Origin of the sequence: Rhodococcus sp. T2V (assembly GCF_029269925.1) — a bacterium.
GTDB classification, from domain to species: domain Bacteria; phylum Actinomycetota; class Actinomycetes; order Mycobacteriales; family Mycobacteriaceae; genus Rhodococcus_F; species Rhodococcus_F koreensis.
On sequence record NZ_JARJBD010000024.1, the window covers coordinates 1 to 22,719 of the forward strand.

Sequence of the window (22,719 nt, forward strand, 5' to 3'; positions counted from 1 at the left end):
TGCACCCGACAGGGTGTGGGAGAGTAGGACACCGCCGAACATCCGTTACCGAAAGCCCCCCAACCTTGTTGGGGGGCTTTCGGCATTCCACAACACTTTCGCCCACCGCAACTTGATAACGCTGCGGTAACGTCCCCCCGGTTCCTCTTTGGCAGGTCCTTCGCCTGCGTAACGTGGCCCGGGCAGATCCGTTGGGATCGTGCCGTGCGGTGCGCGTCCTCCCGGATCACCCGAGGTGACGAAGGGGAATCTGTGGTGACGAGCACGATGTCGAAACAACGTCCGGCTGTCAGAGCGGCTGTCGCGTTCACAGGCTTGATGGTGGCCGCCGGCTCCGTCGCGGGGTGCACGAAGACCGACACGGCGAGCGGCGGATCGCTCCTCCAGCAACTGCAGGACAGCGGAACGGTGACCGTCGGTTTCGCCGGCGAGGCGCCGTACAGCTTCGAGCAGGACGGACAGTTGACCGGCGCCACCGTGGCATTGCACCGGGAAATCTTCAAGAACCTCGGCATCGACAACGTCGAGGGCGTGAGCACCGACTTCGGAGCCCTCATTCCCGGACTGCAGGCGCGCCGCTTCGACGTTGTCAGTGCCGGCATGTCGATCCTGCCGCAGCGCTGCGAGCAGGCAGCGTTCAGTGAGCCGGAATTCAACTACACGACCGCGCTGATGGTGCCCAAGGGCAATCCCGCGAACCTCACCGACATGCAGTCGGTGCAGCAGAGCGGTGTGCGGATGGCCGCGATGACCGGGGCGATCGAATCGGACTACGCGCAGCAACTCGGAATCGACGCCATGCAGGTGGCGTCGCCGCAGGACGGCATGGATGCCGTCGCCAACGGGCGTGCGGATGTCTTTGCGCTCACCGGGATCTCGCTGAACTGGCTGGCGCAGAACAACCCGCAGGCGCCGGTGGAGGTGACCAACTCCTTTGTCGCCGTGATCGACGGGGTACCCCAGGTCGGTGCCGGCGGAACGGTCTTCCGGAAGGAGGACACCGAGTTGCGTGACGCCTACAACGCCGAACTCGCCAAGATCACCTCCGACAAGGAGAAGTACCTGTCGATCGTCGGACCGTTCGGATTCACCGAAGAGGAACTGCCCGATCCGAACCTGACCACCGCCAAACTCTGCGGCGAGACCGGCTGATCGTCGCCGGGGTCTGCTGCTTGTGAAGGAGAACATCGACGCGCTGCTGGATGCGTGGCCGAGCATCCAGGAAGGCATCGTCGTCACGCTCCAGCTGACGGCGGGAGGCGCGCTCCTGGCGTTCGTGCTCGCGCTCGTACTCGGTTTGGCAGCCCGTGCCCACAACATCGTGGTCCGGGGATCGGCTCGTGCGTTCATCGAATTCTTCCGGGGTACTTCGCTTTTGGTGCAGCTGTTCTGGTTGTTCTACGTGGTTCCGCTGTTCGGCTATCTCCTCGACCCGGTGCTGTGCGGGATCCTCGCGCTCGGGCTCAACTACGGCGCCTACGGAGCCGAGGTGGTCCGCGGTGCGATCAACTCGGTGCCGCAATCGCAGTGGGAGGCGGCGACGGCACTGGACTTCAGTCACTGGCAGCGGCTGCGCCGGGTGGTCTTCCCGCAGGCGTGGGCAGAGATGATTCCGCCGCTGACGAATCTGCTCATCCAGCTCCTCAAGGGCACGGCGCTCGCGAGCTACATCCTTTTGCAGGACTTGACCTTCGAGATCGATCAGCTCCGGCAGACGACCGGGAACACGCTGTTCGCGTTCGGTGTCGGGCTCGTCATCTATTTCGTCATCGGCTATGTGCTGACGCTGTTGATGAACGCGCTCGAGGTGCGGGCGAAGAATCGCCTCGGCACGGGACCGTCTCTGCGTGAGATCTTCAGTCTCGCACCGTCCGATCCGCGGGGATTGGAGGCGGCGAAACAATGAGTGCCCACTGGAGCTGGGACCGCGCATTCGAGGCCCTGCCCGTGCTGCTCGAGGGTTTCAAGATCACCCTGATCGCCACCGTGCTCGGGTTCCTGATCTCAGTCGTACTCGGACTCGTCATCGCATTGATCCGGCAGGCCGCACCGCGGTGGGTGAGTGTGCCGGTCCGCGCGGTCAGCGAATTCATCCGGCTGACGCCGCTCGTCGTGCAACTGCTGTTCGTGTACTACACGTTCACGGGACTGTCGCCGCTGCAGATCGGTGTGGCGGTGCTCGGAATTCATTATTCGACGTACATGGCAGAGGTGTACCGGGCGGGGATCGAAGCGGTGCCCGTCGGTCAGTGGGAGGCGGCGCGGGCGTTGTCGATCGCGCCGACCCGGACGTGGCGGGCGATCATCCTGCCGCAGGCCATCCGTCGCGTCGTCCCCGCGCTGGGCAACTACGCGGTGTCGATGTTCAAGGACACCCCGTTCCTGTTCGCCATCACGGTGGTGGAGATGGTGACGGCCGCACAACAGTTCGGTGCCCGGCACTTCCAGTACCTCGAACCGTTGACGCTGGCGGGTGTGATCTTCCTGCTCGCCAGCTACCCGACGTCCCTGCTCATACGGCGATTGGAGAGACGTCTTGCCCGATGACACGAGCGCAGCAACCCCGATGATCCGATTCGACGACGTCGTCAAGCAGTTCGGCGACCACGTCGTGCTCGATCACCTGGATTTTCAGGTCGAACGCGGCGACCGCGTGACCCTCATCGGTCCGAGCGGATCGGGGAAGACGACGATCCTGCGGTTGCTCATGACCCTCGAGAAGGTGAACGACGGCGTCATCTGGGTGGACGGAGCACCGCTGACGCACGAGGAGAAGGGCGGCACACTCGTTCCGGCGTCGGAGAAGTACGTGCGCCGGATACGACGCCGGATCGGCATGGTCTTCCAGCAGTTCAACCTGTTCCCCAACATGAACGTGATCGAGAACATCACCGAAGCGCCTATCCACGTGCTCGGCCTGGACAAGGCCGCGGCTACGAAGCGGGCACGCGAGTTGCTCGAGACGGTCGGTCTGTCGGACAAGGAGACCGCGCACCCGACGCAGCTGTCCGGTGGTCAGCAACAGCGGGTCGCGATCGCGCGAGCCCTGGCGATGGACCCCGACATCCTGCTGCTCGACGAGGTGACGTCGGCACTGGATCCGGAGTTGGTGGCGGACGTCCTCGACGTGCTCCGGGACGTCGCGCGCACCACCGACATCACGATGCTGATCGTCACGCACGAGATGCAGTTCGCGCGGGACGTGTCGAATCGGGTGATGATGTTCGACGCGGGCCGCATCGTGGAAGAAGGCGACCCGGCCACGATCTTCACCGCACCGAAGCACGAGCGCACCAAGACGTTCCTGAAGGCCGTGCTGGCCGACTGATTCCCGGACTAGCGTGAGGTGGTCGCGAGTTCCGCGTCGTCGGCGGGAGCGCGCCGTGCCAGCCGGCCTGCCATCCACGCGCACACCAGCAATTGCAGTTGGTGGAACAGCATGAGCGGCAGCACGATCAGGCCGATCGGCTGGCCGGCGAACAGGACCGTGGCCATCGGAAGACCGGTGGCGAGGCTCTTCTTCGACCCGCAGAACGTGATCGTGATCTGATCGGCCCGGTCGAACCCGAGTCGTTTCGACCCGAACCAGGTGAGGGACAGGACGATCGCGAGCAGCACCGCGCACACCGCGAGCAGGCCGAGGAGCCGGCCGACGGACAGCGTGCCCCAGATGCCCTCGTTCATTCCTTCGCTGAACGCGACGTAGACAACCAGCAGGATCGATCCCCGGTCGACGAGCTTGAGCGGCGCGCCGTGCTTCTTCACCCAGGGGCCGATCCACCGTCGCACCAACTGGCCGGCGATGAACGGGAGCAGCAGCATGACGAGGATGCCGATCGCGGAGGACGCGTCGAAGCCCGCCCCCTCGCTCGTCATCAATAACGCCACGAGCAGCGGAGTCACGAAGATGCCGAGGATGTTGGAGAACGACGCGCTGACGATCGCCCCGGGCACATTCCCCCGTGCGATCGACACGAAGGCGATCGACGACTGGACGGTCGACGGCAGGAGGCAGACATACAGGAGGCCCAGGTACAGCGGCTGGGTCAGGATCGTCGGGACCAGCACGCGTGCGGCGATTCCGAGGAGCGGGAAGATGACGAACGTCGCAGCGAGGATGGTGAGGTGGAGACGCCAGTGACGCAGGCCCTGCAGCGCCTCCTGCGTGGAGAGCCGGGCGCCGTAGAGGAAGAACAGAATTCCGACAGCAACCTTCGTGGCCCAGGTGAACGCCGTCAGGGCCGTGCCGTCAGCGGGGACCAGGCTGGCGATCCCGACGGTGATCAGGATGCCGATGATGAACGGATCGAGTCTTCCGAGCAGCGGGATCTTGGTCAGCATGGTTCGACCGTAAGGAATCCGCGGATATTTCGAAAGGCGATAGTGACGTTTACTGTAATGCCGAACCGTGATAACAATGGGTCATGTTCGATCCGGTTCACCTGCGGAGCTTCCTGGCGGTCGCGCGCACCAAGAGCTTCACCGCCGCCGCCCGGCGCCTGGACCTGCGGCAATCGACGGTCAGCCAGCACGTCGGCAAACTCGAGAACGCTGCCGGTCGCCGCCTGTTTCTGCGGGACACGCATTCGGTCGAACTGACGGCGGACGGCTCCGTGATGGTGGGGTTCGCGACGTCGATACTCGAGCGGCACTCGGACGCCGAACGCTACTTCACGCAGTCCGGGGTGCGCGGACGCGTCCGGTTCGGCGCGTCCGAAGATCTGGTTCTGCACGAACTCCCCCGGATCCTGGGCGAGTTCCGGCGCAGCCATCCGCTCGTGGATCTCGAACTCACCGTGGCGTTGAGCGAAGTGCTGTTCCAGCAACTGCACGAAGGCCGGCTGGACCTGGTCTTCGGGAAGCGTCGCCGAGGAGACCGGCACGGGGAACTGGTGTGGACCGACCGGTTGGCGTTCTTCGCCGCGCCCGATTTCGTGCCGGACGCCGAGGGCCCGGTGCCGCTGGTGACGTACCCGCCGCCGTCGATCACGCGGGCAGCGGCGCTGGACACCCTGGAGAAATCCGGGCGCGGCGCGCGCGTGGCCTGTGTGACGGACAGCTTGAACGGGTTGCGGGCCGCCTGCCTCGCGGGTCTCGGCGTCGTGTTCCACGCGGAGACCCTTCCACCCGCGGGGCTGGTTCCGGTGCGGATGCGTTCGCGCGACGAGTGGGGGCCCGCGGTCGACGTCGAATTCGTGCTGGAGGCACGTCGGAGCGTCCTCAGCGAACCGGAGCAGGCATTGCGCGCCGCCATCCTCGAGAACGCGGATCGACTGCGCGCGTGACCTCGGCGGGGGACGCCGTGCGCCGAGGCCGTCGAGCTGTCGGTAATTCAAGTCCCTGCCGTCCGGCGCACCCGTGGAGATAGAGCTCACAGTGGCCGTCTCGACATAGACCCGGCACCGGTCACCGGCGTATAAATACATCTTGTGTCTATGTTGTATTCCGCCGCGGAGCAGGCCTATCGTGAGGTCAAAGAGCTCATCCTGTCGGGCGGCCTGCCCGGCGGTGAGCTGATCAGCGAGGGCGAGATCGCCGGACGCATGGGGCTCAGCCGCACCCCCGTGCGCGAGGCCTTCCTCCGGCTCGAGGCCGAGGGCTGGATGCGGCTGTATCCGAAGCGCGGCGCGCTCGTCGTGCCCGTCGCGGACGGCGAGGCGGAACACGTGGTCGACGCCCGCCAACTGGTCGAGACACACAGCGTCCGGGTGCTCGCCGATCAGCCGCACGCCCGCCAACTCCTCGTCGCCCGCCTGCGCGAGAATCTCGCGGAGCAGCGCGAGATCGCCGCACGAGGCGACGTCGCCGCCTTCAGCGCCGCCGACGCCGACTTCCACCGGATGATCGTCGAGGCGGGCGAGAACCCGCTGCTCGCGACGTTCTACTCCAGCATCCGCGAGCGTCAGCGCCGGATGACGGCACACTCGATCACTCGCGACCCGGGACAGCTGCCCAGGATCATCGCCGACCACGAACAGCTGACGGAACTCGTCGAGGCCGGTGACGCCGCCGGCTTCGACGCCGCGGTGCTCGTCCACATGCGCCAGGTCCACGCCCTCAACCCGAGAGGAGTTGCGCGATGACCGCCGTCCGCGAATACCCGATGGAGATGCCGCAGGTCCTCGCGTCGCCGCGCACCTGGATGCTGGTGGCCGCGACCATGTTCGCCGTCGCCTGGGGTGGCAACGAGTTCACGCCGCTGCTCGGTATGTACCGCGCCGATCACGGATTCTCACCGGTCACGGTCGACCTGTTCCTGTTCGCCTACGTCGTCGGGATCGTGCCTGCACTGCTCCTCGGCGGACCACTGTCCGACCGGCTGGGACGACGGCCGATCCTGCTCCCCGCGCCGTTCCTGACGGTCGCCGGCTCCGCACTCCTGGCCCTCGGCGCCGACTCCGCGGCGATGATCGTCGTCGGCCGCGTCCTGTGCGGCGTCGCGCTCGGCCTCGGCATGGCCGTCGGCGGCAGCTGGGTGAAGGAACTGTCGACCCCGCCGTGGGATCCCGCGGCCGCGGAGGGTGCGGGTGCGCGGCGGGCCGCGATGAGCCTGACGGGTGGGTTCGGCCTCGGTGCCGGTGCCGCCGGTGTTCTCGCGCAGTGGGCGCCGCTGCCGAGCGTCCTGTCCTACGCCGTGCACAGCGCGATCGCCGTCGCCGCAGCTTTCGCGCTGTGGCGGGCGCCCGAGACCCGCGCGGCCCAGCCCGTCTCCGAACGAGCCTCCCTCGCCCGCGACCTCGCGATCCCGTCCGCCGCGCACAAGCGTTTCCTGTTCGTGATCGTGCCGCTCGCACCGTGGGTGTTCGGCACGGCGGCCGCCGCCTACGCGGTGCTCCCGTCGCTGATGTCCCGGAACACCGGTGGGCTGCCGCTCGCGTTCTCCGCGCTCATGTGCATGGTCGGCCTCGGGGCGGGTTTCGCCATCCAGGCTCTCGGCCGCAAGATCGACACTCCCCGGAACGCGCGGGCCGTCGTGGTCTCGCTCGTTGTCGTCGTCGCCGGAATGGGTGTCGCGGTGATCGCCGCGTCCGCGCTGACCGTCCCGCTCGCGCTCGCCGCGGCCGTCGTGCTCGGCTGCGGATACGGCATGGCCATGGTGTCGGGACTACAGGAGATCCAGCGGATCGCGGGCCCCGACGACCTCGCCGGACTGACGGCCGTCTTCTACTCGCTGACGTATCTGGGATTCGGGACACCCGTCGTGATGGCGTACCTGTCCGAGACGTTCCCGGCGGTGCCGTACCCGAAAATGTTCGTGTTCGGCGCGGTCGCGGCCGCCGGCTGCCTCGCGCTCGCACTCACGAAGTGGCGTTCGCACCTGCCGAATTCGGAAGCGGCGTCGGATCACATCGACGGCAGCGTCTTCTCCCCGAGCCACGAATCCCACAGCAGGCGCAGCGATTCGTCGGTGTAGTGGGCGGCCAGGTCGGTGAACTGCTCGCTCGTGACGGTGGAGTGGCGATGGGCCAGGGTCCACTCGCGCAGCAACGCGAAGAACTTGTCGTCGCCGAGCCGGCGCCGCAGGGCGTGGAGGGTGAGCGCGCCGCGCTTGTAGACGCGGTCGTCGAACATCAACTGCGGTCCCGGATCGGCAATCACCAGGTCCTGTGGTTTACGGGCCAGGCCCTGATGCGCCTGCAGGGCGAGTTGGTGCGCCGAATGTCCACCGGAGTTCTCCGACCAGATCCACTCGGCGTAACAGGCGAAGCCTTCGTGCAGCCAGATGTCCCGCCACTGGCCGAGCGTCAGGCTGTTGCCGAACCACTGGTGGGCCAGTTCGTGCGCCACCAGACGCTCGGCCCAGCGCCGGCCGGTGCAATGGTTGGCGCCGAAGATGGACAGTCCCTGCGCCTCGAGCGGGATCTCCAACTCGTCGTCCGTCACGACCACCGTGTAGTCGGCGAACGGGTAGGGGCCGAACAACCGGGAGAACACGTCCATCATCTGGGGCTGTCGGCCGAAATCCACGTCGAACGACGCACGCAGCCGCGGCGGGTGGACGGCGAACATGGGAACACCACCGGAACCGAACCTGCGGCGCTCGTACGGCCCGATCTGGATGGTGGCGAGGTAACTCGGCATCGGCTCGGTCTGCTCGTACACCCACGTCGTCTGACTGGCCCGGGTCTGCTTGCTCACCAGCGCGCCGTTGGCCACCGTGTAGTACGGCGAATCGGTCGTGATCGCGATGCGGTAGCTGGCCTTCGAGCTGGGATGGTCGTCGCACGGGAACCAGGACGCCGCCCCGTTGGGCTGACTGGCGACGAGGGCGCCCTCGGACAATTCCTCCCACCCGACCTCACCCCACATGCTGCGGATCGGTTTCGGCGAACCCCCGTACTGGATGGTGAGCACGAGAGCGCCGCCCGCGGGGATCTTCTGCGCGGGCGTGACGATCAGCTTGCCGTTGCGGTGCAGCCACTTCGTGTTACGGGAACCGTTGGCCGCGACCTTGGTGACGTGCATGCCGGCCGCCAGGTCCAGGGCGAACCGGGAACGTACCGCGGTCGTGACCGCGGTGATCGTGGCCTTGCCCGTCAGCCGGTTGCTGTGGACCTTGTAGGTGAGGTCGAGTTCGTACCGGGACACCCGGTATCCACGGTTGCCGTTCTGGGGGAGGTACGGGTCGACCGGCTCGTCCATCCCCTTGTCGGACTTCACGTGGCCGCCCAGGGGGCGATCGGGTTCCCCTGCCACCGCGTGGACGGCGGCACGGTGTCGCCGCGCATGACGAGGGAGGCCGGTCCGACCGTGCCGCCTTCGCCGATCCGGGCGGCGGGCAGCGCGACACAGTGCGGACCGAGGGTGGCTCCGGCTCCGAGGATGACGGTGTCCATGGACATGATCCGATCATGGAACAGGTGAGTCTGCACCACGCACCCCCGTTCCACGGTCGCCCCGTCGCCCAGTGTCACGAGATCGGCCTCGGGGAGCCAGTAGGTTTCACACCACACACCCTTGCCGATGGTGGCGCCGAGGCCGCGCAACCAGACGTTCAGCACGGCGGTGCCGGTGGCGGCGCGCGCGAACCAGGGCGCGGCGACGGTCTCCACGAACGCGTCCGACACCTCGTTCCGCCACACGAACGAACTCCACAGCGGGTGTTCGATCTTCCCGATCCGACCCACCACCAGCCACTTCGCGATCACGGAGATCAGTCCGGCGGCCGCACCCGCGACGAGGAGCACGAGCCCGCTGGCCAGCGCCGCGAGCCAGAACCCGACGCGGCCGGCCATCACCTCCACCGCGAACAGCACGCCGAGCCCGATCCCGAACGTCACCATCACGGGGAGGAGACGGCACGTTTCGACGATGGCACGCGCGACCTTGAGCCGGAACGGCGGACGGAACGTGCGGGAGGCGTCGGTGTCGCCGGGCGCCCGGCGGAGGCGGACGGGCGGACTGCCCAGCCAGGAGGAACCGGATTTCGCCTTCGACGGCGTGGCCGACAGCACGGCGACGAGACCGTTCTTGGGGACCCGGCGGCCCGGACCGGTCATCCCGGAGTTGCCGAGGAACGCGCGCTTGCCGACCTTGGCGTGTTCGATGTGCATCCAGCCGCCGCCGAGTTCGTAGCTCGCGATCATCGTGTCGTCGGCGAGGAACGCGCCGTCCGCCACGGTCGTGAACTTCGGCAGCATGAGGACGGTCGACGCTTCCACGTTCTTGCCGATCCGGGCGCCGAGCAACCGCAGCCACCCCGGTGTCAGCAGGCTCGCGTACAGCGGGAACAGGAAGGTGCGGGCCGAGTCCATGAGCCGTTCGGTGGCCCACACCTGCCAGCCGATGCGACTGCGGACCGGGTGGTAGCCCTCGCGCAATCCGATCGACAGCAGCCGGACGGACACGACCGTGAGGACGGCGAACACGGCGAGGCTGACGAGGGTCGCGGCGGGAAGGATCACCAGCGACCGGAGTGCGGCCGCCCCGACCGTGGCCGCGTCGCGGATCCACCACCCGACGACCACGATGCCTGCGACGAGAGCGAAGATCGGCAGTCCGGCGATGAGCATGGACGTCACGCCGAACGCGGGGACCCAGTAGGCGGAGCGGCGCGGGGTCTCTTCCGGCCACGGGTGGACCGCCTTGCCGACCTTGACCGCCGGTGAACCGGCCCAGTGCTGGTTGGCCTTGACGCGTCCGAACACGGCGGAACCCGCCTCGACTTCGGCGTTACGTCCGATGGTGGCGCCGGGCAGCAGCGTCGATCGCGCGCCGACCGAGGCGCCGGGGCCGATCTTGATCCCGCCGATGTGGACGACGTCGCCGTCCACCCAGTGCCCGGACAGGTCGACCTCCGGTTCGACGGAGCAGCCGTCGCCGAGTTCGAGCATGCCGGTGACCGGCGGCAGCGTGTGCAGGTCGACGCCCTTGCCGACGTCGGCGCCGAGCGCCCGCGCGTAGTAGAGCATCCACGGGGCCCCGGACAGGTTCGCGGCGCCGCTGGCCTCGGTGAGGCGCAGTGCCACCCACAGTCGCAGGTGTTCGCTGCCGCCGCGGGGGTACGTTCCCGGTTCCAGTCCGCGCAGCAGGATCCGTGAACCGAGCACCGAGATCGCCATCCGGCCGACCGGGCTGATGAACGCGAAGAACGCGAGCAGAATCCACCACCACGACACTGTGGGCGCCCAGGGCACGGTCGTGAACCAGGAGAAGACGTTGTTCGCGATCGCCAGCCACGTCACCCACTGCAGACCGGTCAGTGTGGTGAGCGGAACCGTGGCCGCGATCTGCGCGAGCTGGCTTCGCCGCGGGGTCGGGGTGACGATGCGGGGTTCGGCGGCGTCGATCGGCGCCAGTTCGTCGAGGTATTCGGCGAGGGAACCGAGCCGCGGATGATCGTAGAGTTGCGCGACAGTCACTTCGGGGAACCGTTCGCGCAGCGCCGTGACCAGCTGGGCGGCGGAGAGGGAACCACCGCCGAGTTCGAAGAAGTCGTCGTCGGTGCCGGTGATCTCGGCGCCCAGAATCGACGTCCACAACTCGGCGACCCACGCCGGAGTGCCCTCGAGACCCAGCTTCTCCGCGGCGTCGTCGACGCCCGGCGGCGGCCAGGGAAGGGCGTTCCGATCGACCTTCCCCGACGTGCGGGTGGGGAGTTCGTCGACCAGCACCAGCCGCGGGACCAGCGCAGCCGGAAGTTGGCCGGTGAGCATCGTGTGCGCAGCCTTGAGGTCGAAGTCGGGATTGGTGCTGGCCAGGTAGCCGACGAGGATCTGGTGACCGGCGCCGGTCCGGCGCACGGCCGCGGCCGCGCCGCCGACGCCGGGGAGGTTCTGCAGCGCGTTGTCGACCTCGCCCAGCTCGATCCGCCTGCCGCCGAGCTTCACCTGGTCGTCGGCGCGGCCCTGGAACAGCAGTCCGCCACGGTCCAGCCGGACCAGGTCGCCGCTCCGGTACGCCCGATCCCAGCCGAGCGTCGGCATCGGCGCGTACTTCTCGGCGTCCTTCGCGGGGTCGAGGTACCGGGCCAGGCCGACCCCGCCGATGACCAGTTCGCCGACCTCACCCTCGGGCACGGGTTCGCCTGCTGCGTCGACGACGGCGAGATCCCAGCCGTCCAGCGGGAGGCCGATGCTGACCGGACCCTTGCCGTCCATCAGGGCGCCGCAGGCCACGACCGTCGCCTCGGTGGGCCCGTACGTGTTCCACACCTCGCGGCCGTCGACGGCGAGGCGTTCGGCCAGTTCGGGTGGGCAGGCCTCGCCGCCGAAGATCAGCAGGCGCACGGACTCGAGGGCCTCGGCGGGCCACAGCGATGCCAGGGTCGGCACCGTCGAGACGATGCTGACGTCGCGGGCGACGAGCCACGGGCCGAGATCCATGCCGCTGCGCACCAGCGACCGGGGTGCGGGCACCAGGCAGGCGCCGTGCCGCCACGCCAGCCACATCTCCTCGCAGGACGCGTCGAACGCCACCGACAGTCCGGCGAGGACCCGGTCGCCGGGCCGGATCGGGTCTTCCTGCAGGAACATCCGGGCCTCGGCGTCCACGAACGCGGCCGCGTTGCGATGGTTCACCGCGACGCCCTTGGGGGTGCCGGTGGACCCGGAGGTGAAGATGATCCACGCGTCGTCGTCGACGGTCGGCGGGCGGGCGCTCGGCGCGTCCGCCCTGGCCGCTGCGGTGCCGGCGATGATCCCGGTACCGGTCACCACACACCGCACCTGCGCCTCGCCGAACACGAGTTCGGCGCGTTCTTCGGGGTCGTCCGCGTCGACCGGCACGTAGGCGGCGCCGACGGCGAGGGCCGACAGGATGGCGACGTACAGCGAGCACGACCCGGACGGCATCCGGATTCCGACGCGATCGCCGGCCCCGACTCCCGATCCGGCGAGGACGTCGGCGGTCTTCCGGATCTCCTCGAGCAGTTCCTGGTACGTCAGCGACGTGGTGCCGTCGTCGATCGCGGGGGCTTCGGGGTTCGCCTCGGCCGTCGCGAACAGGATGTCGACGAGGGTGCGCGGCGCCGGTGCGAATTCACGGCGGAGGAATTCCCGGGGTATACGGAGCGACAGGTCCGAATCCGTCGGCGACTGGAGAGACAATCCAGGATTCCTTCTCTGAGCGGGTAGTGGTGCGTACGGCTCGTTATCTCACGATCAAGTGGCCAGATGGTGAACAGTTGGTGGTGGGCAGGCCTTCTTCGACCATTCTTCACCTGCTGTTGGAGGTTTCTCGCCGCGGATGTAGAAGTTCGCTCCTTTTCTTCGTCGTCTGGTCAGAGGGAGCACCCGAGTTCCTTCGAACCGAGGAAGGATGACCCCATGTACTACCTGGCATTGCTGGCGGACGAGAAGAACGCCACCGAATGGGCACCGGACAGTCCGGAGTTCGCGGTGGCCGTTGCGCGCCATCAGGCGTTCACGGAGAGAGCGGGCTCCGCGATCGTCGGAGGTGGTGCCTTGTATCCGACCGCGGAGGCGGCGACCGTCCGGAACGAGGGCGGCCGCGCGCTGATCACGGATGGTCCGTTCGCGGAGACCGCGGAGGTGATCGGTGGTTTTTACGTTCTCGAGGGACCGGACCTGGACGAGGTGCTGAATGTCGCGCGGCACATCCCCGAGGCGATCATCGAGTTGTGGCCGATGGTCGAGTGGATGCCCGTGACCGATCAGAAAGGCTGCTGGATGGCGCTGCTCCGCGAACCGGTGGCGGCGGCGGTGTCGCCGGGCACACCCCAGTGGGACGAGGGGATGGCCGAGCACGAGAAGTTCGGTCGCCTCGCCGGGTCCGCGGTGCGTGGTGGCGGAGCCCTGTATCCGCCGGACTCCGCGACGACGATCCGCGTCCGCGACGGCGAACTTCTGCTCACCGACGGCCCCTTCGCCGAGACCGCCGAGGTCGCGAACGGTCTGTACGTGCTCGCAGCCGACGACCGGGAGAGCGCGATCGCGTTGTCGGCGAAGATCCCGGTGTCGCCGAAAGGCTGCATCGAACTCCGGCAGATCGTCGACTTCGCCGAGTAAATGGACGGCGACACGCTGAGCCGCGTCTTTCGGGAGGAGTCCGGTCGGTCGCTGGCCACCGTGGCTCGGATGGTCGGCGACCTGTCCCTCGCGGAAGACGCGGTGCAGGAGGCGTTCGCCGAGGCGATCCGCAGCTGGCCGGGTTCGGGTGTGCCGAACAACCCGGGAGCCTGGATCACGACCGTCGCCCGCAACCGGGCACTGGACCGGTTGCGTCGGGAGTCGCTGCGCGGCGACAAGGAGCACGATGCGGCGCGGCTCGTTCCGCCTCCGGACGAGGAAGAGGTGTGGCCGGTGCGTGACGACCAGTTGCGGCTCATGTTCACGTGCTGCCATCCCGCGCTGTCCTCGGAGTCGCAGGTGGCGTTGACGCTCCGGCTGGTGGCCGGGCTGAGGCCGGCGGAGATTGCCCGGTTGTTCCTCGCCCCGGAACCGACCGTGTCCCAACGGCTCAGCCGGGCCAAGGCCAAGATCCGGACGGCCGGGATCCCGTTCCGGGTTCCGCCCGACCATCTGCTTCCCGAGCGCACCCCGCAGGTGCTCGCCTGCATCTACCTGGTGTTCACCGAGGGGTATTCGGCCACGTCCGGTGACACCGCGATCCGGGACGAACTCTGCGACGAGGCGCTGCGGCTCGGCCGGTTGCTGTGCGAGCTGATGCCGGACGAGGGTGAGGCGTGGGCGTTGACGGCGCTCATGCTGTTCCACGACAGCAGGCGGACCGAGCGCACCGACGACGCCGGTGACCTCGTCCCGCTCGAGTGCCAGGATCGCAGGCGGTGGGACCGGGCGAAGATCGAGGAAGGCGTCGTGTGCCTGCGGGCCGCCCGGCGCCGGGGAGGCGGTCCGTACAGCGCGCAGGCCGCGATTGCCGCCGCCCATGCGACGGCGCCGGACTGGGAAGCCACCGACTGGGACGCCGTCGTCGCCGGATACGACGATCTCGCTGCGTATGGTGACTCGCCCGCGGTTCGTCTCAATCATGCTGTCGCCGTGAGTTTCCGTGACGGTCCCGACGCCGGTCTCGCCGAGGTGGACGCGCTCGCCGGGGAGCCCCGGCTGGCCCGGACACACGCCCTGCACGCCACCCGCGCCGACCTGCTGCGCCGAGTGGGCAGGCCGGCGGAGGCGAGCGTGGAATACCGCGCCGCGATCGGACTGGCGGCGAACGAACCGACCCGGCGTTTCCTGACCCGACGGCTCGCGGAAGTGGACGGCGACACCGCTGCCGGTCAGGTCCGCCCGCGCGGCTGATGCTGGGTGATGCAGTGGATGCCGCCGCCCCGCGCGAAGATCTGCCGGGCGTCGACGGTGACGACGCGACGACCCGGGTAGACGCTCGACAGGATGTCGCGGGCGAGGGCGTCGTGGGGGTCGTCGAAGCCGCACGCGATGACGCCGCCGTTGACGACGAGGTGATTGATGTAGCTGTAGTCGACCCACCCCTCCTCGTCACGCAGGACGGTCGGCGCGGGCACCTCGACGATCCGCCACGGCGCGCCGGACCGGTCACGGCTGTCGGAGAGCACCTTCAGGATCTCGGCGGTCACCTCGTGGTCGGGGTGGGACGGGTCGCGCTGGCAGTGCACCAGGACCACCCCGGGTGCGGGAAGCGCCGCGACGATGTCGACGTGCCCCTTGGTGCCGAATTTCTCGGAATCCCGCGTCAGACCTCGGGGGAGCCAGACGACGTGCTCGGCGCCGATCGTGCGCGCGAGTTCCGCCTCGACCCCGGCCGCGTCCAGGCCGGGGTTGCGCAGTGGGTCGAGTTGCACGGTCTCGGTGACGAGCACGGTTCCGTGGCCGTCCACCTGGATCCCGCCGCCCTCGTTGATCATCGGCGACGGGACCGGCCGGGCGCCGGACCACCGGGTGACGGCCGCGCCGATGGAGCGGTCGCGGTCCCAGGTGGCCCACTCCTGCTGTCCCCAGCCGTTGAACGTCCAGTCGACGGCGCCCAGGCGGTCCTCCTCGTCGAGGACGAACGTGGGACCGATGTCGCGCATCCAGGCGTCGTCGAGGGGCGCCTCGACCACGTCGATGTCCGGGGACAGGTACTGCCGGGCGACGTTCCCGTCTGCCGGATCGACGACCATGGTGACCGGTTCGAATTCGGCGACCGCGTGGGCGACCGCTGCCCACGCGGTCCGCGCCTCGTGGGCGTCGTCCGCCGTCGCGGTCATCGACGCCCCGAGGGGCGGGAACGCCATCCAGACCCGCTCCTGCGGTTCCGTCTCGCTGGGCATCCGCCAGGTCATGGCCGGGTCTCCGCGGCGGCGACCATCGACGGAAGACCGTAGGGGTGCTCGTGGTCGACGGCGTCCGTGAGCCGGGTGTACGTGTCCGGCCTGCGGGTGGTCAGGAACGGGAAGAGGTCGAGCCAGTCCTTGCGCTGATCGAGGTCGAGGTCGGCCACGAGGACCGCCTCCTCGTCGCGGGGAGCGGACACCAGCACCCGGCCGTACGGGTCGGAGATGAACGAGGAACCGTAGAAATCGATGCCGCCCTCGTTGCCGCACCGGTTCGGGACCACCATGAATGTGCCACCGGTGATGCCGTTTCCGACGATCACGTGCTGCCAGATCGGCTGCGTGTCGAACGCCGGGAAGCTCGGCTCCGACCCGATCGCGGTGGGGTAGACCAGGATCTCCGCGCCGGCGAGCGAGTACATCCGGGCCACCTCGGGGAACCACTCGTCCCAGCACGTCGGCAGTCCGATGGCGGCGCCGCCCAGTTCGGCCGGCCGGTAGACGGGGTAGGCGTCGTCGGCGGGACCGCCGCGGAAGTAGGTGTCCTCGTAGTAGCCGGCGCTGACGGGGATGTGCAGCTTGCGTGTCCGGGAGAGCAGTTCACCGGACGGGGACACGAGGATGGCGGTGTTGAAACCGAGACCGTCCGGGCCGTCGGCCCTCTCGTACAGCGAGGCGTGGACGCAGACCCCGTGCCGGGCAGCGGCGGTGGCCGCGAAACTGTATGTGGGTCCGGTCGTGAGGTCCTCGGCGTCGCGCCCGGGCGTCCCGGTCGCGCGGGTGTCGGCGGGGTACTTCGACAGCGTGAGTTCCGGCAGGAACACCACCTCTGCGCCGAGGGCCGCCGCCTCACCGATCGCGTCGGTCAACCCGGTGCGCAATGCGTCCGCGTCGGCGAGCCAGCGGTGCTGCACCAACCCGACGCGCAGCGGAGTGCGGGCGGACGCCGTGGAACGTGCGGGGGAGGAGGGTGCGGGCAGCGCGGTGATCGTGCGGATGGTCATCGTTTTTCCTTCGTTCTGGTGGTGACGGGGTTGTCGGTGGTGCGGTTGGGGGGCTCGGACATCACGACGTCGATCGCGCCGAGCAGATGGGAGCGGGCGTCCTCGGTGGAGATCTCCTTGCAGAGCCACCGCCCGGACAGTCCTTCGACGAGGGCGGTCATCGTGACCGCGGTGCGCCGGGGATCGAGGGAAGGGGAGATCTCGCCGGTGGCCTGCGCCTGCGTGATCGCGTCGGCGATCTCGGCAACCCACGCGGCGGTGGTCCGCGCGAGGGGCTCCCGCAGCGCCTCCTCGTACACCGCGGAGGCGCGTAACTCGTTCCAGGCCAGCGAGTTCTCCACGACCTCGGGGCGGTCCTGGATCTCGCCGAGGAGCGAGCGGGTGAGCCGGTCGCGAGCGGAGTCCGCGGACCCCTCGCCTTCGCTGCGGTAGTCGCGGGCACGGTCGTTGATGTAGTTCAGGGCGGCCTCGAGCAGGCCGATGCGATCCTTGAAGTGGTAGTACAGCAGTCCCGGCGAGACGCCCGCGACCTCCGCGACATCGTTGACGCGCAGCCCGCGGATGCCTCGCTGGGCAATCGCCGTCGCGCTCGCCTTCAGGATCGCGTCGCGTCGCTCGCTCATCGGAATCTCCTTCGGTTCGTGTCGTCCTAGGACGACGGCGCCTCGACCGGGGCCACGTGTTCGGGCCACAGTCGCAGCGCGACGAGGTAGCCGGCCACGGCAATGACCGACGATCCGATCAGACTGACATCGACACCGTGCGCGATGTCGGCAAGTGGCCCGGAGTACAGCGACGTGTCGACGGCGAGCAGGCCGAACAGCGATCCTGCGGCCCAGGGGATGACCGCGCGCAGGTTCCAGCCGCCGGTGAACCAGTACCGCCCGCCCTTCCGGCCCAGGTTGAACACCTGGAGATCGACGGCGTCGTACTGCCCGCGCCGCGCGACCAGGAAGCCGGCGACGTTGATCGCGACCCACGGAGCGGCGAAACCGTTGAGCACCAACGTCATCGCCGTGATCGAATCGACGGCGTCGACGACGAAGACGCCGATGTAGAGCAGGGCCACCGCGAGCGCCGACGTGATCAGCGTCGTGTGGACGCGTCGCAACCGGGGGATCAGCGCTTCCAGGTCGAGCCCGCTGGCGTAGACGTTGAGGACGCCCTGGCCGAGTCCGCCCGCGAGGGCGACGAGGACGATCGGCAGCACGTACCAGCCGGGAGCCTCCGCCACCAGGTCGGCGACGTAGGAGTCGCTCAGCGTGGTGAACGTCGACGCGGTGAACGAACCGAACGCCGCGGTCAGGAACAGTCCGAAGAAGATGCCGGCCATGGTGGCCGCGACGATCGAACGGTCGCTGAACCGCACCCGGGAGATCCGCCTGCTGTAGTCGCCGAGCGTCGGGGCGTAGGACAGCGGACCGCCGACGGCGAGGACGACGGCCAGAATCCAGGTCGGCCAGAAGCCGCCGAGCAGGTAGTCGCCGCTGCCCGCGCCGCCGTCGAAGTGGCCACCGAATGCGAAGACCCCCAGCAGGAGCAGTGCGGCGACGACGGGCAGCACGAACTTCTGGAGTGCGACCACCGTGCCGTGGCCGAACAGTGCGACGGCCACGATCTCGGCGGCGATGATGCCGTAGCCGAGGGCGAGCATGCCGTTGTCGACCGGTGTGCCGAACAGGCGGTGGGCGGCGGCGACCAGTGCGTCCCCCGACGTCCAGACCGCGATCGCCGCGTACGCGAGGGCGAAGAGGAGGGTGAGCCCCGAACCGATCATCCGTCCGCTCACGCCGAAGTGCGCACCACTCGACACGGTGTTGTTCGTGCCGGTGCGCGGGCCCAGGAGCGACAGGGGAGCGATGAGGAGCGTCCCGAGCCCGATGCCGATCGCGCTGGCCGCCAACGCGCTGCCGAAGCTGAGCCCGAATGTGATGGGGAGCCAGCCGAATACGATCACGGAGAACGCCAGATTGCCGCCGAAGAACACCGCGAGCATGTTGAGCGGCCGCGAGTCGCGTTCCGATTCGGGGATGTACTCCACGCCGATCGTCTCGACGTGTCCGAACCGGTCCTCCGGCGGGGAGGGGGCGGTGTCGTCGAGGGGCGTCGTCGGGTCGAGATTCGTGGACACTGCGGACCTCACATTCGGGGCGGAGGTGACCGGTATCACGTCCTGTTGGCTACCGAACATATTCCAAACTGAAAATTCAGTCAAGACTGGAGAGTGACGTGCACCACGGCGGGCGTCGCGGAGTTTGCGCTGCTCCAGCGACCGGACTAGATATATGTGTGACCGTTCGTCTCATGTATCTATCTGCCATCGGAGTGTCTGTGCCCGCCACCACCACCAGCCGTCTCGTGAACCCGGACCGGCTCGCCGCAGCAGGGACGGCGTTCGATCGACGCGACATCGAGGGTGCACGGTGAGGTCGCCGATGGTCCGGTGGCAGCTGATCGGCTTCGTACTCGTCGCCGTCATGGGGCTCGTCTACGTCGGTGCCCATTACGTGCGCCTCGACAACCTCCTCGGTTTCGGCGAATACACCGTGAATCTCGAACTGGAGACGTCGGGCGGCATCTTCACCAACGCCGAAGTCACCTACCGCGGCGTGCCGGTCGGCCGCGTCGGGAATCTGTCCCTCGCGGCGGACGGCGTCGTCGTCGAATTGCGGATCGACAAGAGCGCGCCCGACATTCCCGCGTCCGCGAAAGCCGTTGTGGCGAACCGGTCGGCGATCGGTGAGCAGTACGTCGACCTGCAGCCCTCTGCTGATCGTGGACCGTACCTGGTGAACGGCTCTCGCATCGCCGCCCGCGACACGTCCACGCCGGTACCCGTCGAGGAGTTGCTCGCCGACGCGGAGAGATTGACCGAATCCGTGCCGATCGACGCACTCCACACCGTCGTGACGGAACTCGGCGCGGCATTCGACGGAAAGGGTGAAGACCTTCGGTCGCTGGCGGATTCGCTGTCCGGGCTGTCGGGGTCGGGCGTCGAATCACTCGACCGCACCGTGGCCCTGGTGCGCGACAGTCGGACGGTGCTGGGCACGCAGTCCGAACAGTCTTCGGCGATCAGGGATTTCAGTGCCGACCTGGACTCGCTCGCGGATCGACTGCGCAGCAGCGACCCCGACATCCGGCGGTTGATCGACAACGGAAACCTCGCGAGCAATCAACTGGGACAACTGGTCTCGGACGTCGGTCCGGGCATCACGGCGAACCTCGCCGACCTGTCCGCCACGGCGAAGGCGATCTCCGTGCAGGCGACTGCCCTGCGAACCCTGTTCGTGTACCTGCCGGGCGTGGCGGCGGCGTCGTCGACGATCGCGCCCGACGACGGAACCGTGCACCTGGGCCTGGTGGCCGAGACCGGAAACCCGCCGTCGTGCACCGTAGGGTACGAGGGCACCCAGGCGATCCTCCGGGAGATGAGGCGCCAGGATCCGAACTTCGACGACACACAGCAGGATTTCCCGCAGAACACCGCCGCCACCTGTGCGGCACCGCAGGGCAGTCTTACCGGCGTCCGCAGCGCGAACCGGATCGTGTTCGGCGGCCCCGCCACCGTTCAGCCATGGGACTCCACACCCAAGAAGGACCCGAACAAGCTGGACCTCAACCCGATTGCGAATCAGCTCGCCCCGCTGCTCGGGGTCACCCCCAACTGACGCGAATCGTCGGACCCGGATCCCGGACCCTCCCGGGTGCCGGGTTGACAACTGCGCGCCGATCCTGCAATCTTCGAAACAGGTCACGAGTACCAGCGTCAAGCCCCGGCTAGCTGGTCGGCAACCCTCCACCGCGGCGGGGTGCTCCGGGTGACGACCAGGCTGAGGTTCATACCGAACCCGGCAAGCGCGGACTCCGAGAGGGCACCGACCCTGCGACGAGTCCCTGACTACGAGGGATGTCGTGATGACTGCTGTATTGACCGCTGACGTGTGTGTTGCCCCCCTGGCCCAGGTTTCGGGTTCCGACCTGCGGGTTCCGCTCGTTCAGGGCGGCGACTGCACCTATGTGAACTTCGACTACGCGGCCAGTGCACCGGCGTTGGCGCAGGTCACGGACCGTATCGGGGCACTGCTTCCGACGTACTCCAGCGTGCACCGCGGCGCCGGCTACGCCTCGCGGGTGTCGACCGAGTGCTACGAGAAGGCCCGCGACTCGGTGGCCCGGTTCGTCGGAGCGTGCGACGATCAGGTGGTGGTGTTCACCCGCAACACCACCGACTCGCTGAACCTGCTCGCCGGATGCGTTCCCGGCAGCACCGTCGTCCTCGACATCGAACACCACGCGAACCTGCTGCCGTGGAAGGACTCTCGCGTCGTGCGGGCGGCGGACACGCTGGCCGAGACCGTCCGGCTGCTCGTCGCCGAACTGTGCTCCAAGCCCACCGCTCTGCTCGCGGTGACGGGGGCGTCCAACGTCACCGGTGAGGTGCTGCCGATCGCCGCCCTCGCCGAGGTGGCGCATCGTTGCGGCGCACGGATTCTCGTCGACGCCGCGCAGCTCGCACCGCACCGCCGCATCGACGTCGAGGAGTGGGGTGTCGACTACCTCGCCTTCTCCGGGCACAAGCTGTACGCCCCGTTCGGGGCCGGCGTGCTCGTGGGCCGCCGGGACTGGCTCGACGCCGCCGAGCCCTATCTCGCGGGCGGCGGCGCGGTCCGGAACGTGACCGTCGAATCCACCCAGTGGGCGCCTGCCCCCGCCCGGCACGAGGCGGGAACCCCCAACGTGCTCGGCGCCGCGGCCCTCGCCGCCGCGTGCGATGCGCTGTCCGAACTCGACTTCGGCACGGTGGCCGAACACGAGGCGGCACTCACCGGCAGGCTCCTCGACGGCCTCGGCTGCGTCGACGGCCTGGAGTTCCTGCGGCTGTGGTCGGACGCCCCCGACACCGTGGGGATCGTGACGTTCACGATCGACGGTTTCGAGCCGGGGGAGATCGCCGCCTACCTGTCCGCCGAACACGGAATCGGAGTTCGCGACGGACGCTTCTGCGCACACCCGCTGCTCGGCCGCCTCGGCAGGCCCGACGGCGCCGTGCGGGTGAGCGTCGGTCTCGGAAGCTGCTCGGAGGACGTGGATCGCCTGGTCGACGCCGTGCGGACCCTGGTGGCGGGACGCCGGAACTGGGCCTACGCCAAGGAGAGCGGCCAGTGGAATCCGGTGCCCGAGACCCGCTTTTCGCGAGACGCGCTAGTATGACGGCATGGCATCGCAGGCTGGGAGCGCAATGATTGCTCACTGGTGCCGTCGGCATGTCGATCTGTGCCGAACCGCCTCGGGTATGTGTTCGAGCTGACCGGTCTTCCCGCTCCGTCTCACTCACACGCACACGTCATTCCCGAGGAACCCCTATGTCTCGAGACAATGCCTTCGTTTCCCGACCCCTTCGCGTCGCCGTCGAACTGACCGGATCGGGACACCACCCGGCCGCCGAGGGCGCCGCAGGCACGCGGCCGATCAACGGCGCCGACTACTGGGTGGACCTGACCGCCGACTCGACGGATCAGCTCGACCTCACGTCGTTCCCGCCGAACGTCGTCCGGATCCGGGCCGCCGATCTGCGTGAGGCGCAGCAGGAGCGCGCACGGATCCGTGCCGAGATCGTCGCCGACGGCCGCGACCCCGACAGCGTCACCGTCCTGGTGGACCTCGAGGTGCTCATCGCCGGAGAAGCCCGCGCCGCGCGCAAGGAGCTGGCCCTCCTCGACAGTGCGCTGGACGCACCGCGCGCACCGGTGTCGTTGCAGTACATCGGAACTCCGGTCGGCCTCGCCGGGCTCATCGCCGACATCCAGGCGGCCGGCGTCGCCGACGGCGTCACGCTGCTCCCGCTGTCGCTGCCCAGGGTGCTCGAGCAGCTCGTCGACGACACCCTCCCGTGGCTGGAGGAGCGCGGTCTCGTCACGTCCGCCGAAGCCGTGGACGAAGCGCTGCGCCGCTTCGACCTCCCCCGCGTCGAACGGGTGCTGGCGTCCTGACCAG

The 22,719-nt window shown here is 68.5% G+C and carries 22 protein-coding genes and 1 riboswitch; of the genes, 14 read left to right on the forward strand and 8 right to left on the reverse strand.

Annotated elements, in window-relative coordinates; genetic code table 11:
* Window positions 1-267: 267 nt before the first annotated feature.
* Genes ehuB through ehuA form a run of 4 tightly spaced genes read left to right on the forward strand, consistent with a single transcriptional unit; the run spans window position 268 to window position 3,328 of the window.
* Window positions 268-1,152, forward strand: a complete 885-nt coding sequence (ehuB, locus tag P3H15_RS20785) for an ectoine/hydroxyectoine ABC transporter substrate-binding protein EhuB (RefSeq protein ID WP_276138999.1) — start codon at window positions 268-270, stop codon at window positions 1,150-1,152.
* A 22-nt stretch (window positions 1,153-1,174) separates the two neighbouring features.
* The gene (ehuC, locus tag P3H15_RS20790; protein WP_276139000.1) at window positions 1,175-1,906 is read left to right on the forward strand and encodes an ectoine/hydroxyectoine ABC transporter permease subunit EhuC; all 732 of its coding nucleotides are present in this window, start codon (window positions 1,175-1,177) and stop codon (window positions 1,904-1,906) included.
* Window positions 1,903-2,547 carry an ectoine/hydroxyectoine ABC transporter permease subunit EhuD gene (gene ehuD / locus P3H15_RS20795; RefSeq protein ID WP_124391783.1) on the forward strand — a complete coding sequence of 215 codons (645 nt, stop codon included), beginning with the start codon at window positions 1,903-1,905 and terminating at the stop codon, window positions 2,545-2,547. The genes ehuC and ehuD overlap by 4 nt, the downstream gene beginning before the upstream one ends.
* Before the next feature lie 19 nt (window positions 2,548-2,566).
* The gene (ehuA, locus tag P3H15_RS20800; RefSeq protein WP_276139094.1) at window positions 2,567-3,328 is read left to right on the forward strand and encodes an ectoine/hydroxyectoine ABC transporter ATP-binding protein EhuA; all 762 of its coding nucleotides are present in this window, start codon (window positions 2,567-2,569) and stop codon (window positions 3,326-3,328) included.
* A gap of 8 nt (window positions 3,329-3,336) precedes the next feature.
* Here the strand turns inward: ehuA and P3H15_RS20805 are convergent, their stop codons facing one another.
* Complete coding sequence (locus P3H15_RS20805) at window positions 3,337-4,341, reverse strand: bile acid:sodium symporter family protein (protein ID WP_276139001.1); 1,005 nt, start codon at window positions 4,339-4,341, stop codon at window positions 3,337-3,339.
* A gap of 83 nt (window positions 4,342-4,424) precedes the next feature.
* On the opposite strand from P3H15_RS20805, the gene P3H15_RS20810 reads away from it, so the two are divergent.
* Entirely contained in the window at window positions 4,425-5,285 is an 861-nt protein-coding gene (locus P3H15_RS20810; protein WP_276139002.1) for a LysR family transcriptional regulator, read from the forward strand.
* Here the strand turns inward: P3H15_RS20810 and P3H15_RS55775 are convergent.
* A complete protein-coding gene (locus P3H15_RS55775; RefSeq protein ID WP_369426196.1) occupies window positions 5,221-5,403 on the reverse strand; it encodes a DUF3253 domain-containing protein in 183 nt (60 codons plus the stop codon). The genes P3H15_RS20810 and P3H15_RS55775 overlap by 65 nt on opposite strands.
* A gap of 32 nt (window positions 5,404-5,435) precedes the next feature.
* Here P3H15_RS55775 and P3H15_RS20815 point away from each other — a divergent pair, with 32 nt between their 5' ends.
* Both P3H15_RS20815 and P3H15_RS20820 read left to right on the forward strand, forming a co-directional pair.
* Window positions 5,436-6,083: a GntR family transcriptional regulator gene (locus tag P3H15_RS20815; RefSeq protein WP_095862977.1), complete on the forward strand. Its 648-nt coding sequence runs from the start codon at window positions 5,436-5,438 to the stop codon at window positions 6,081-6,083.
* Window positions 6,080-7,414: an MFS transporter gene (locus P3H15_RS20820; RefSeq protein WP_276139003.1), complete on the forward strand. Its 1,335-nt coding sequence runs from the start codon at window positions 6,080-6,082 to the stop codon at window positions 7,412-7,414. The genes P3H15_RS20815 and P3H15_RS20820 overlap by 4 nt, the downstream gene beginning before the upstream one ends.
* On the opposite strand, the gene P3H15_RS20825 is transcribed toward P3H15_RS20820, so the two are convergent.
* Together P3H15_RS20825 and P3H15_RS20830 are read right to left on the reverse strand one after the other, a co-directional pair.
* The gene (locus P3H15_RS20825) at window positions 7,345-8,643 is read right to left on the reverse strand and encodes a M1 family metallopeptidase (protein WP_276139095.1); all 1,299 of its coding nucleotides are present in this window, start codon (window positions 8,641-8,643) and stop codon (window positions 7,345-7,347) included. The two genes, P3H15_RS20820 and P3H15_RS20825, sit on opposite strands and share 70 nt — an antisense overlap.
* A gap of 14 nt (window positions 8,644-8,657) precedes the next feature.
* A complete protein-coding gene (locus tag P3H15_RS20830) occupies window positions 8,658-12,548 on the reverse strand; it encodes a Pls/PosA family non-ribosomal peptide synthetase (RefSeq protein WP_276139004.1) in 3,891 nt (1,296 codons plus the stop codon).
* A 219-nt stretch (window positions 12,549-12,767) separates the two neighbouring features.
* On the opposite strand from P3H15_RS20830, the gene P3H15_RS20835 reads away from it, so the two are divergent.
* Complete coding sequence (locus P3H15_RS20835; protein ID WP_276139005.1) at window positions 12,768-13,469, forward strand: YciI family protein; 702 nt, start codon at window positions 12,768-12,770, stop codon at window positions 13,467-13,469.
* Window positions 13,470-14,723: an RNA polymerase sigma factor gene (locus P3H15_RS20840; RefSeq protein WP_276139006.1), complete on the forward strand. Its 1,254-nt coding sequence runs from the start codon at window positions 13,470-13,472 to the stop codon at window positions 14,721-14,723. It begins immediately after the preceding gene.
* On the opposite strand, the gene P3H15_RS20845 is transcribed toward P3H15_RS20840, so the two are convergent.
* Genes P3H15_RS20845 through P3H15_RS20860 form a run of 4 tightly spaced genes read right to left on the reverse strand, consistent with a single transcriptional unit; the run spans window position 14,702 to window position 18,853 of the window.
* Window positions 14,702-15,727: an agmatine/peptidylarginine deiminase gene (locus P3H15_RS20845; protein WP_276139007.1), complete on the reverse strand. Its 1,026-nt coding sequence runs from the start codon at window positions 15,725-15,727 to the stop codon at window positions 14,702-14,704. The genes P3H15_RS20840 and P3H15_RS20845 overlap by 22 nt on opposite strands.
* Window positions 15,724-16,722 carry a nitrilase-related carbon-nitrogen hydrolase gene (locus tag P3H15_RS20850; protein WP_276139008.1) on the reverse strand — a complete coding sequence of 333 codons (999 nt, stop codon included), beginning with the start codon at window positions 16,720-16,722 and terminating at the stop codon, window positions 15,724-15,726. The genes P3H15_RS20845 and P3H15_RS20850 overlap by 4 nt, the downstream gene beginning before the upstream one ends.
* Window positions 16,719-17,345, reverse strand: a complete 627-nt coding sequence (locus tag P3H15_RS20855; RefSeq protein ID WP_072947337.1) for a TetR/AcrR family transcriptional regulator — start codon at window positions 17,343-17,345, stop codon at window positions 16,719-16,721. The genes P3H15_RS20850 and P3H15_RS20855 overlap by 4 nt, the downstream gene beginning before the upstream one ends.
* A gap of 26 nt (window positions 17,346-17,371) precedes the next feature.
* Window positions 17,372-18,853, reverse strand: coding sequence for a cytosine permease (locus tag P3H15_RS20860; RefSeq protein ID WP_124391762.1), 1,482 nt, complete (start codon window positions 18,851-18,853; stop codon window positions 17,372-17,374).
* Between the two features lie 173 nt (window positions 18,854-19,026).
* Between P3H15_RS20860 and P3H15_RS20865 the strand changes: the two genes are divergently transcribed.
* The 5 genes from P3H15_RS20865 (at window position 19,027) to P3H15_RS20880 (ending at window position 22,715) form a co-directional block, all read left to right on the forward strand.
* Window positions 19,027-19,149: a hypothetical protein gene (locus tag P3H15_RS20865; protein WP_276139009.1), complete on the forward strand. Its 123-nt coding sequence runs from the start codon at window positions 19,027-19,029 to the stop codon at window positions 19,147-19,149.
* Window positions 19,146-20,393: an MlaD family protein gene (locus tag P3H15_RS20870; protein ID WP_276139010.1), complete on the forward strand. Its 1,248-nt coding sequence runs from the start codon at window positions 19,146-19,148 to the stop codon at window positions 20,391-20,393. Before P3H15_RS20865 ends, P3H15_RS20870 begins: the two co-directional genes overlap by 4 nt.
* Window positions 20,394-20,474: 81 nt before the next feature.
* Window positions 20,475-20,589: riboswitch (SAM riboswitch) on the forward strand.
* Window positions 20,590-20,640: 51 nt separating this feature from the next.
* Window positions 20,641-21,936, forward strand: coding sequence for an aminotransferase class V-fold PLP-dependent enzyme (locus P3H15_RS20875; RefSeq protein WP_276139011.1), 1,296 nt, complete (start codon window positions 20,641-20,643; stop codon window positions 21,934-21,936).
* 28 nt (window positions 21,937-21,964) lie between these two features.
* Window positions 21,965-22,033: a putative leader peptide gene (locus P3H15_RS55780; RefSeq protein WP_369325290.1), complete on the forward strand. Its 69-nt coding sequence runs from the start codon at window positions 21,965-21,967 to the stop codon at window positions 22,031-22,033.
* Between the two features lie 55 nt (window positions 22,034-22,088).
* The gene (locus P3H15_RS20880; RefSeq protein WP_276139012.1) at window positions 22,089-22,715 is read left to right on the forward strand and encodes a hypothetical protein; all 627 of its coding nucleotides are present in this window, start codon (window positions 22,089-22,091) and stop codon (window positions 22,713-22,715) included.
* Window positions 22,716-22,719: the final 4 nt, after the last annotated feature.

What these genes read in the sequence shown, in the direction of transcription:
- ehuB (WP_276138999.1), top strand. Translation starts at nt 268, where the DNA reads ATGTCGAAACAACGTCCGGCTGTCAGAGCGGCTGTCGCGTTCACAGGC.
- ehuD (WP_124391783.1), top strand. Translation starts at nt 1,903, where the DNA reads ATGAGTGCCCACTGGAGCTGGGACCGCGCATTCGAGGCCCTGCCCGTG.
- ehuA (WP_276139094.1), top strand. Translation starts at nt 2,567, where the DNA reads ATGATCCGATTCGACGACGTCGTCAAGCAGTTCGGCGACCACGTCGTG.
- P3H15_RS20805 (WP_276139001.1), bottom strand. Translation starts at nt 4,341, where the DNA reads ATGCTGACCAAGATCCCGCTGCTCGGAAGACTCGATCCGTTCATCATC.
- P3H15_RS20810 (WP_276139002.1), top strand. Translation starts at nt 4,425, where the DNA reads ATGTTCGATCCGGTTCACCTGCGGAGCTTCCTGGCGGTCGCGCGCACC.
- P3H15_RS20815 (WP_095862977.1), top strand. Translation starts at nt 5,436, where the DNA reads ATGTTGTATTCCGCCGCGGAGCAGGCCTATCGTGAGGTCAAAGAGCTC.
- P3H15_RS20820 (WP_276139003.1), top strand. Translation starts at nt 6,080, where the DNA reads ATGACCGCCGTCCGCGAATACCCGATGGAGATGCCGCAGGTCCTCGCG.
- P3H15_RS20825 (WP_276139095.1), bottom strand. Translation starts at nt 8,643, where the DNA reads ATGGACGAGCCGGTCGACCCGTACCTCCCCCAGAACGGCAACCGTGGA.
- P3H15_RS20835 (WP_276139005.1), top strand. Translation starts at nt 12,768, where the DNA reads ATGTACTACCTGGCATTGCTGGCGGACGAGAAGAACGCCACCGAATGG.
- P3H15_RS20840 (WP_276139006.1), top strand. Translation starts at nt 13,470, where the DNA reads ATGGACGGCGACACGCTGAGCCGCGTCTTTCGGGAGGAGTCCGGTCGG.
- P3H15_RS20845 (WP_276139007.1), bottom strand. Translation starts at nt 15,727, where the DNA reads ATGACCTGGCGGATGCCCAGCGAGACGGAACCGCAGGAGCGGGTCTGG.
- P3H15_RS20850 (WP_276139008.1), bottom strand. Translation starts at nt 16,722, where the DNA reads ATGACCATCCGCACGATCACCGCGCTGCCCGCACCCTCCTCCCCCGCA.
- P3H15_RS20855 (WP_072947337.1), bottom strand. Translation starts at nt 17,345, where the DNA reads ATGAGCGAGCGACGCGACGCGATCCTGAAGGCGAGCGCGACGGCGATT.
- P3H15_RS20865 (WP_276139009.1), top strand. Translation starts at nt 19,027, where the DNA reads ATGTATCTATCTGCCATCGGAGTGTCTGTGCCCGCCACCACCACCAGC.
- P3H15_RS20875 (WP_276139011.1), top strand. Translation starts at nt 20,641, where the DNA reads ATGACTGCTGTATTGACCGCTGACGTGTGTGTTGCCCCCCTGGCCCAG.
- P3H15_RS20880 (WP_276139012.1), top strand. Translation starts at nt 22,089, where the DNA reads ATGTCTCGAGACAATGCCTTCGTTTCCCGACCCCTTCGCGTCGCCGTC.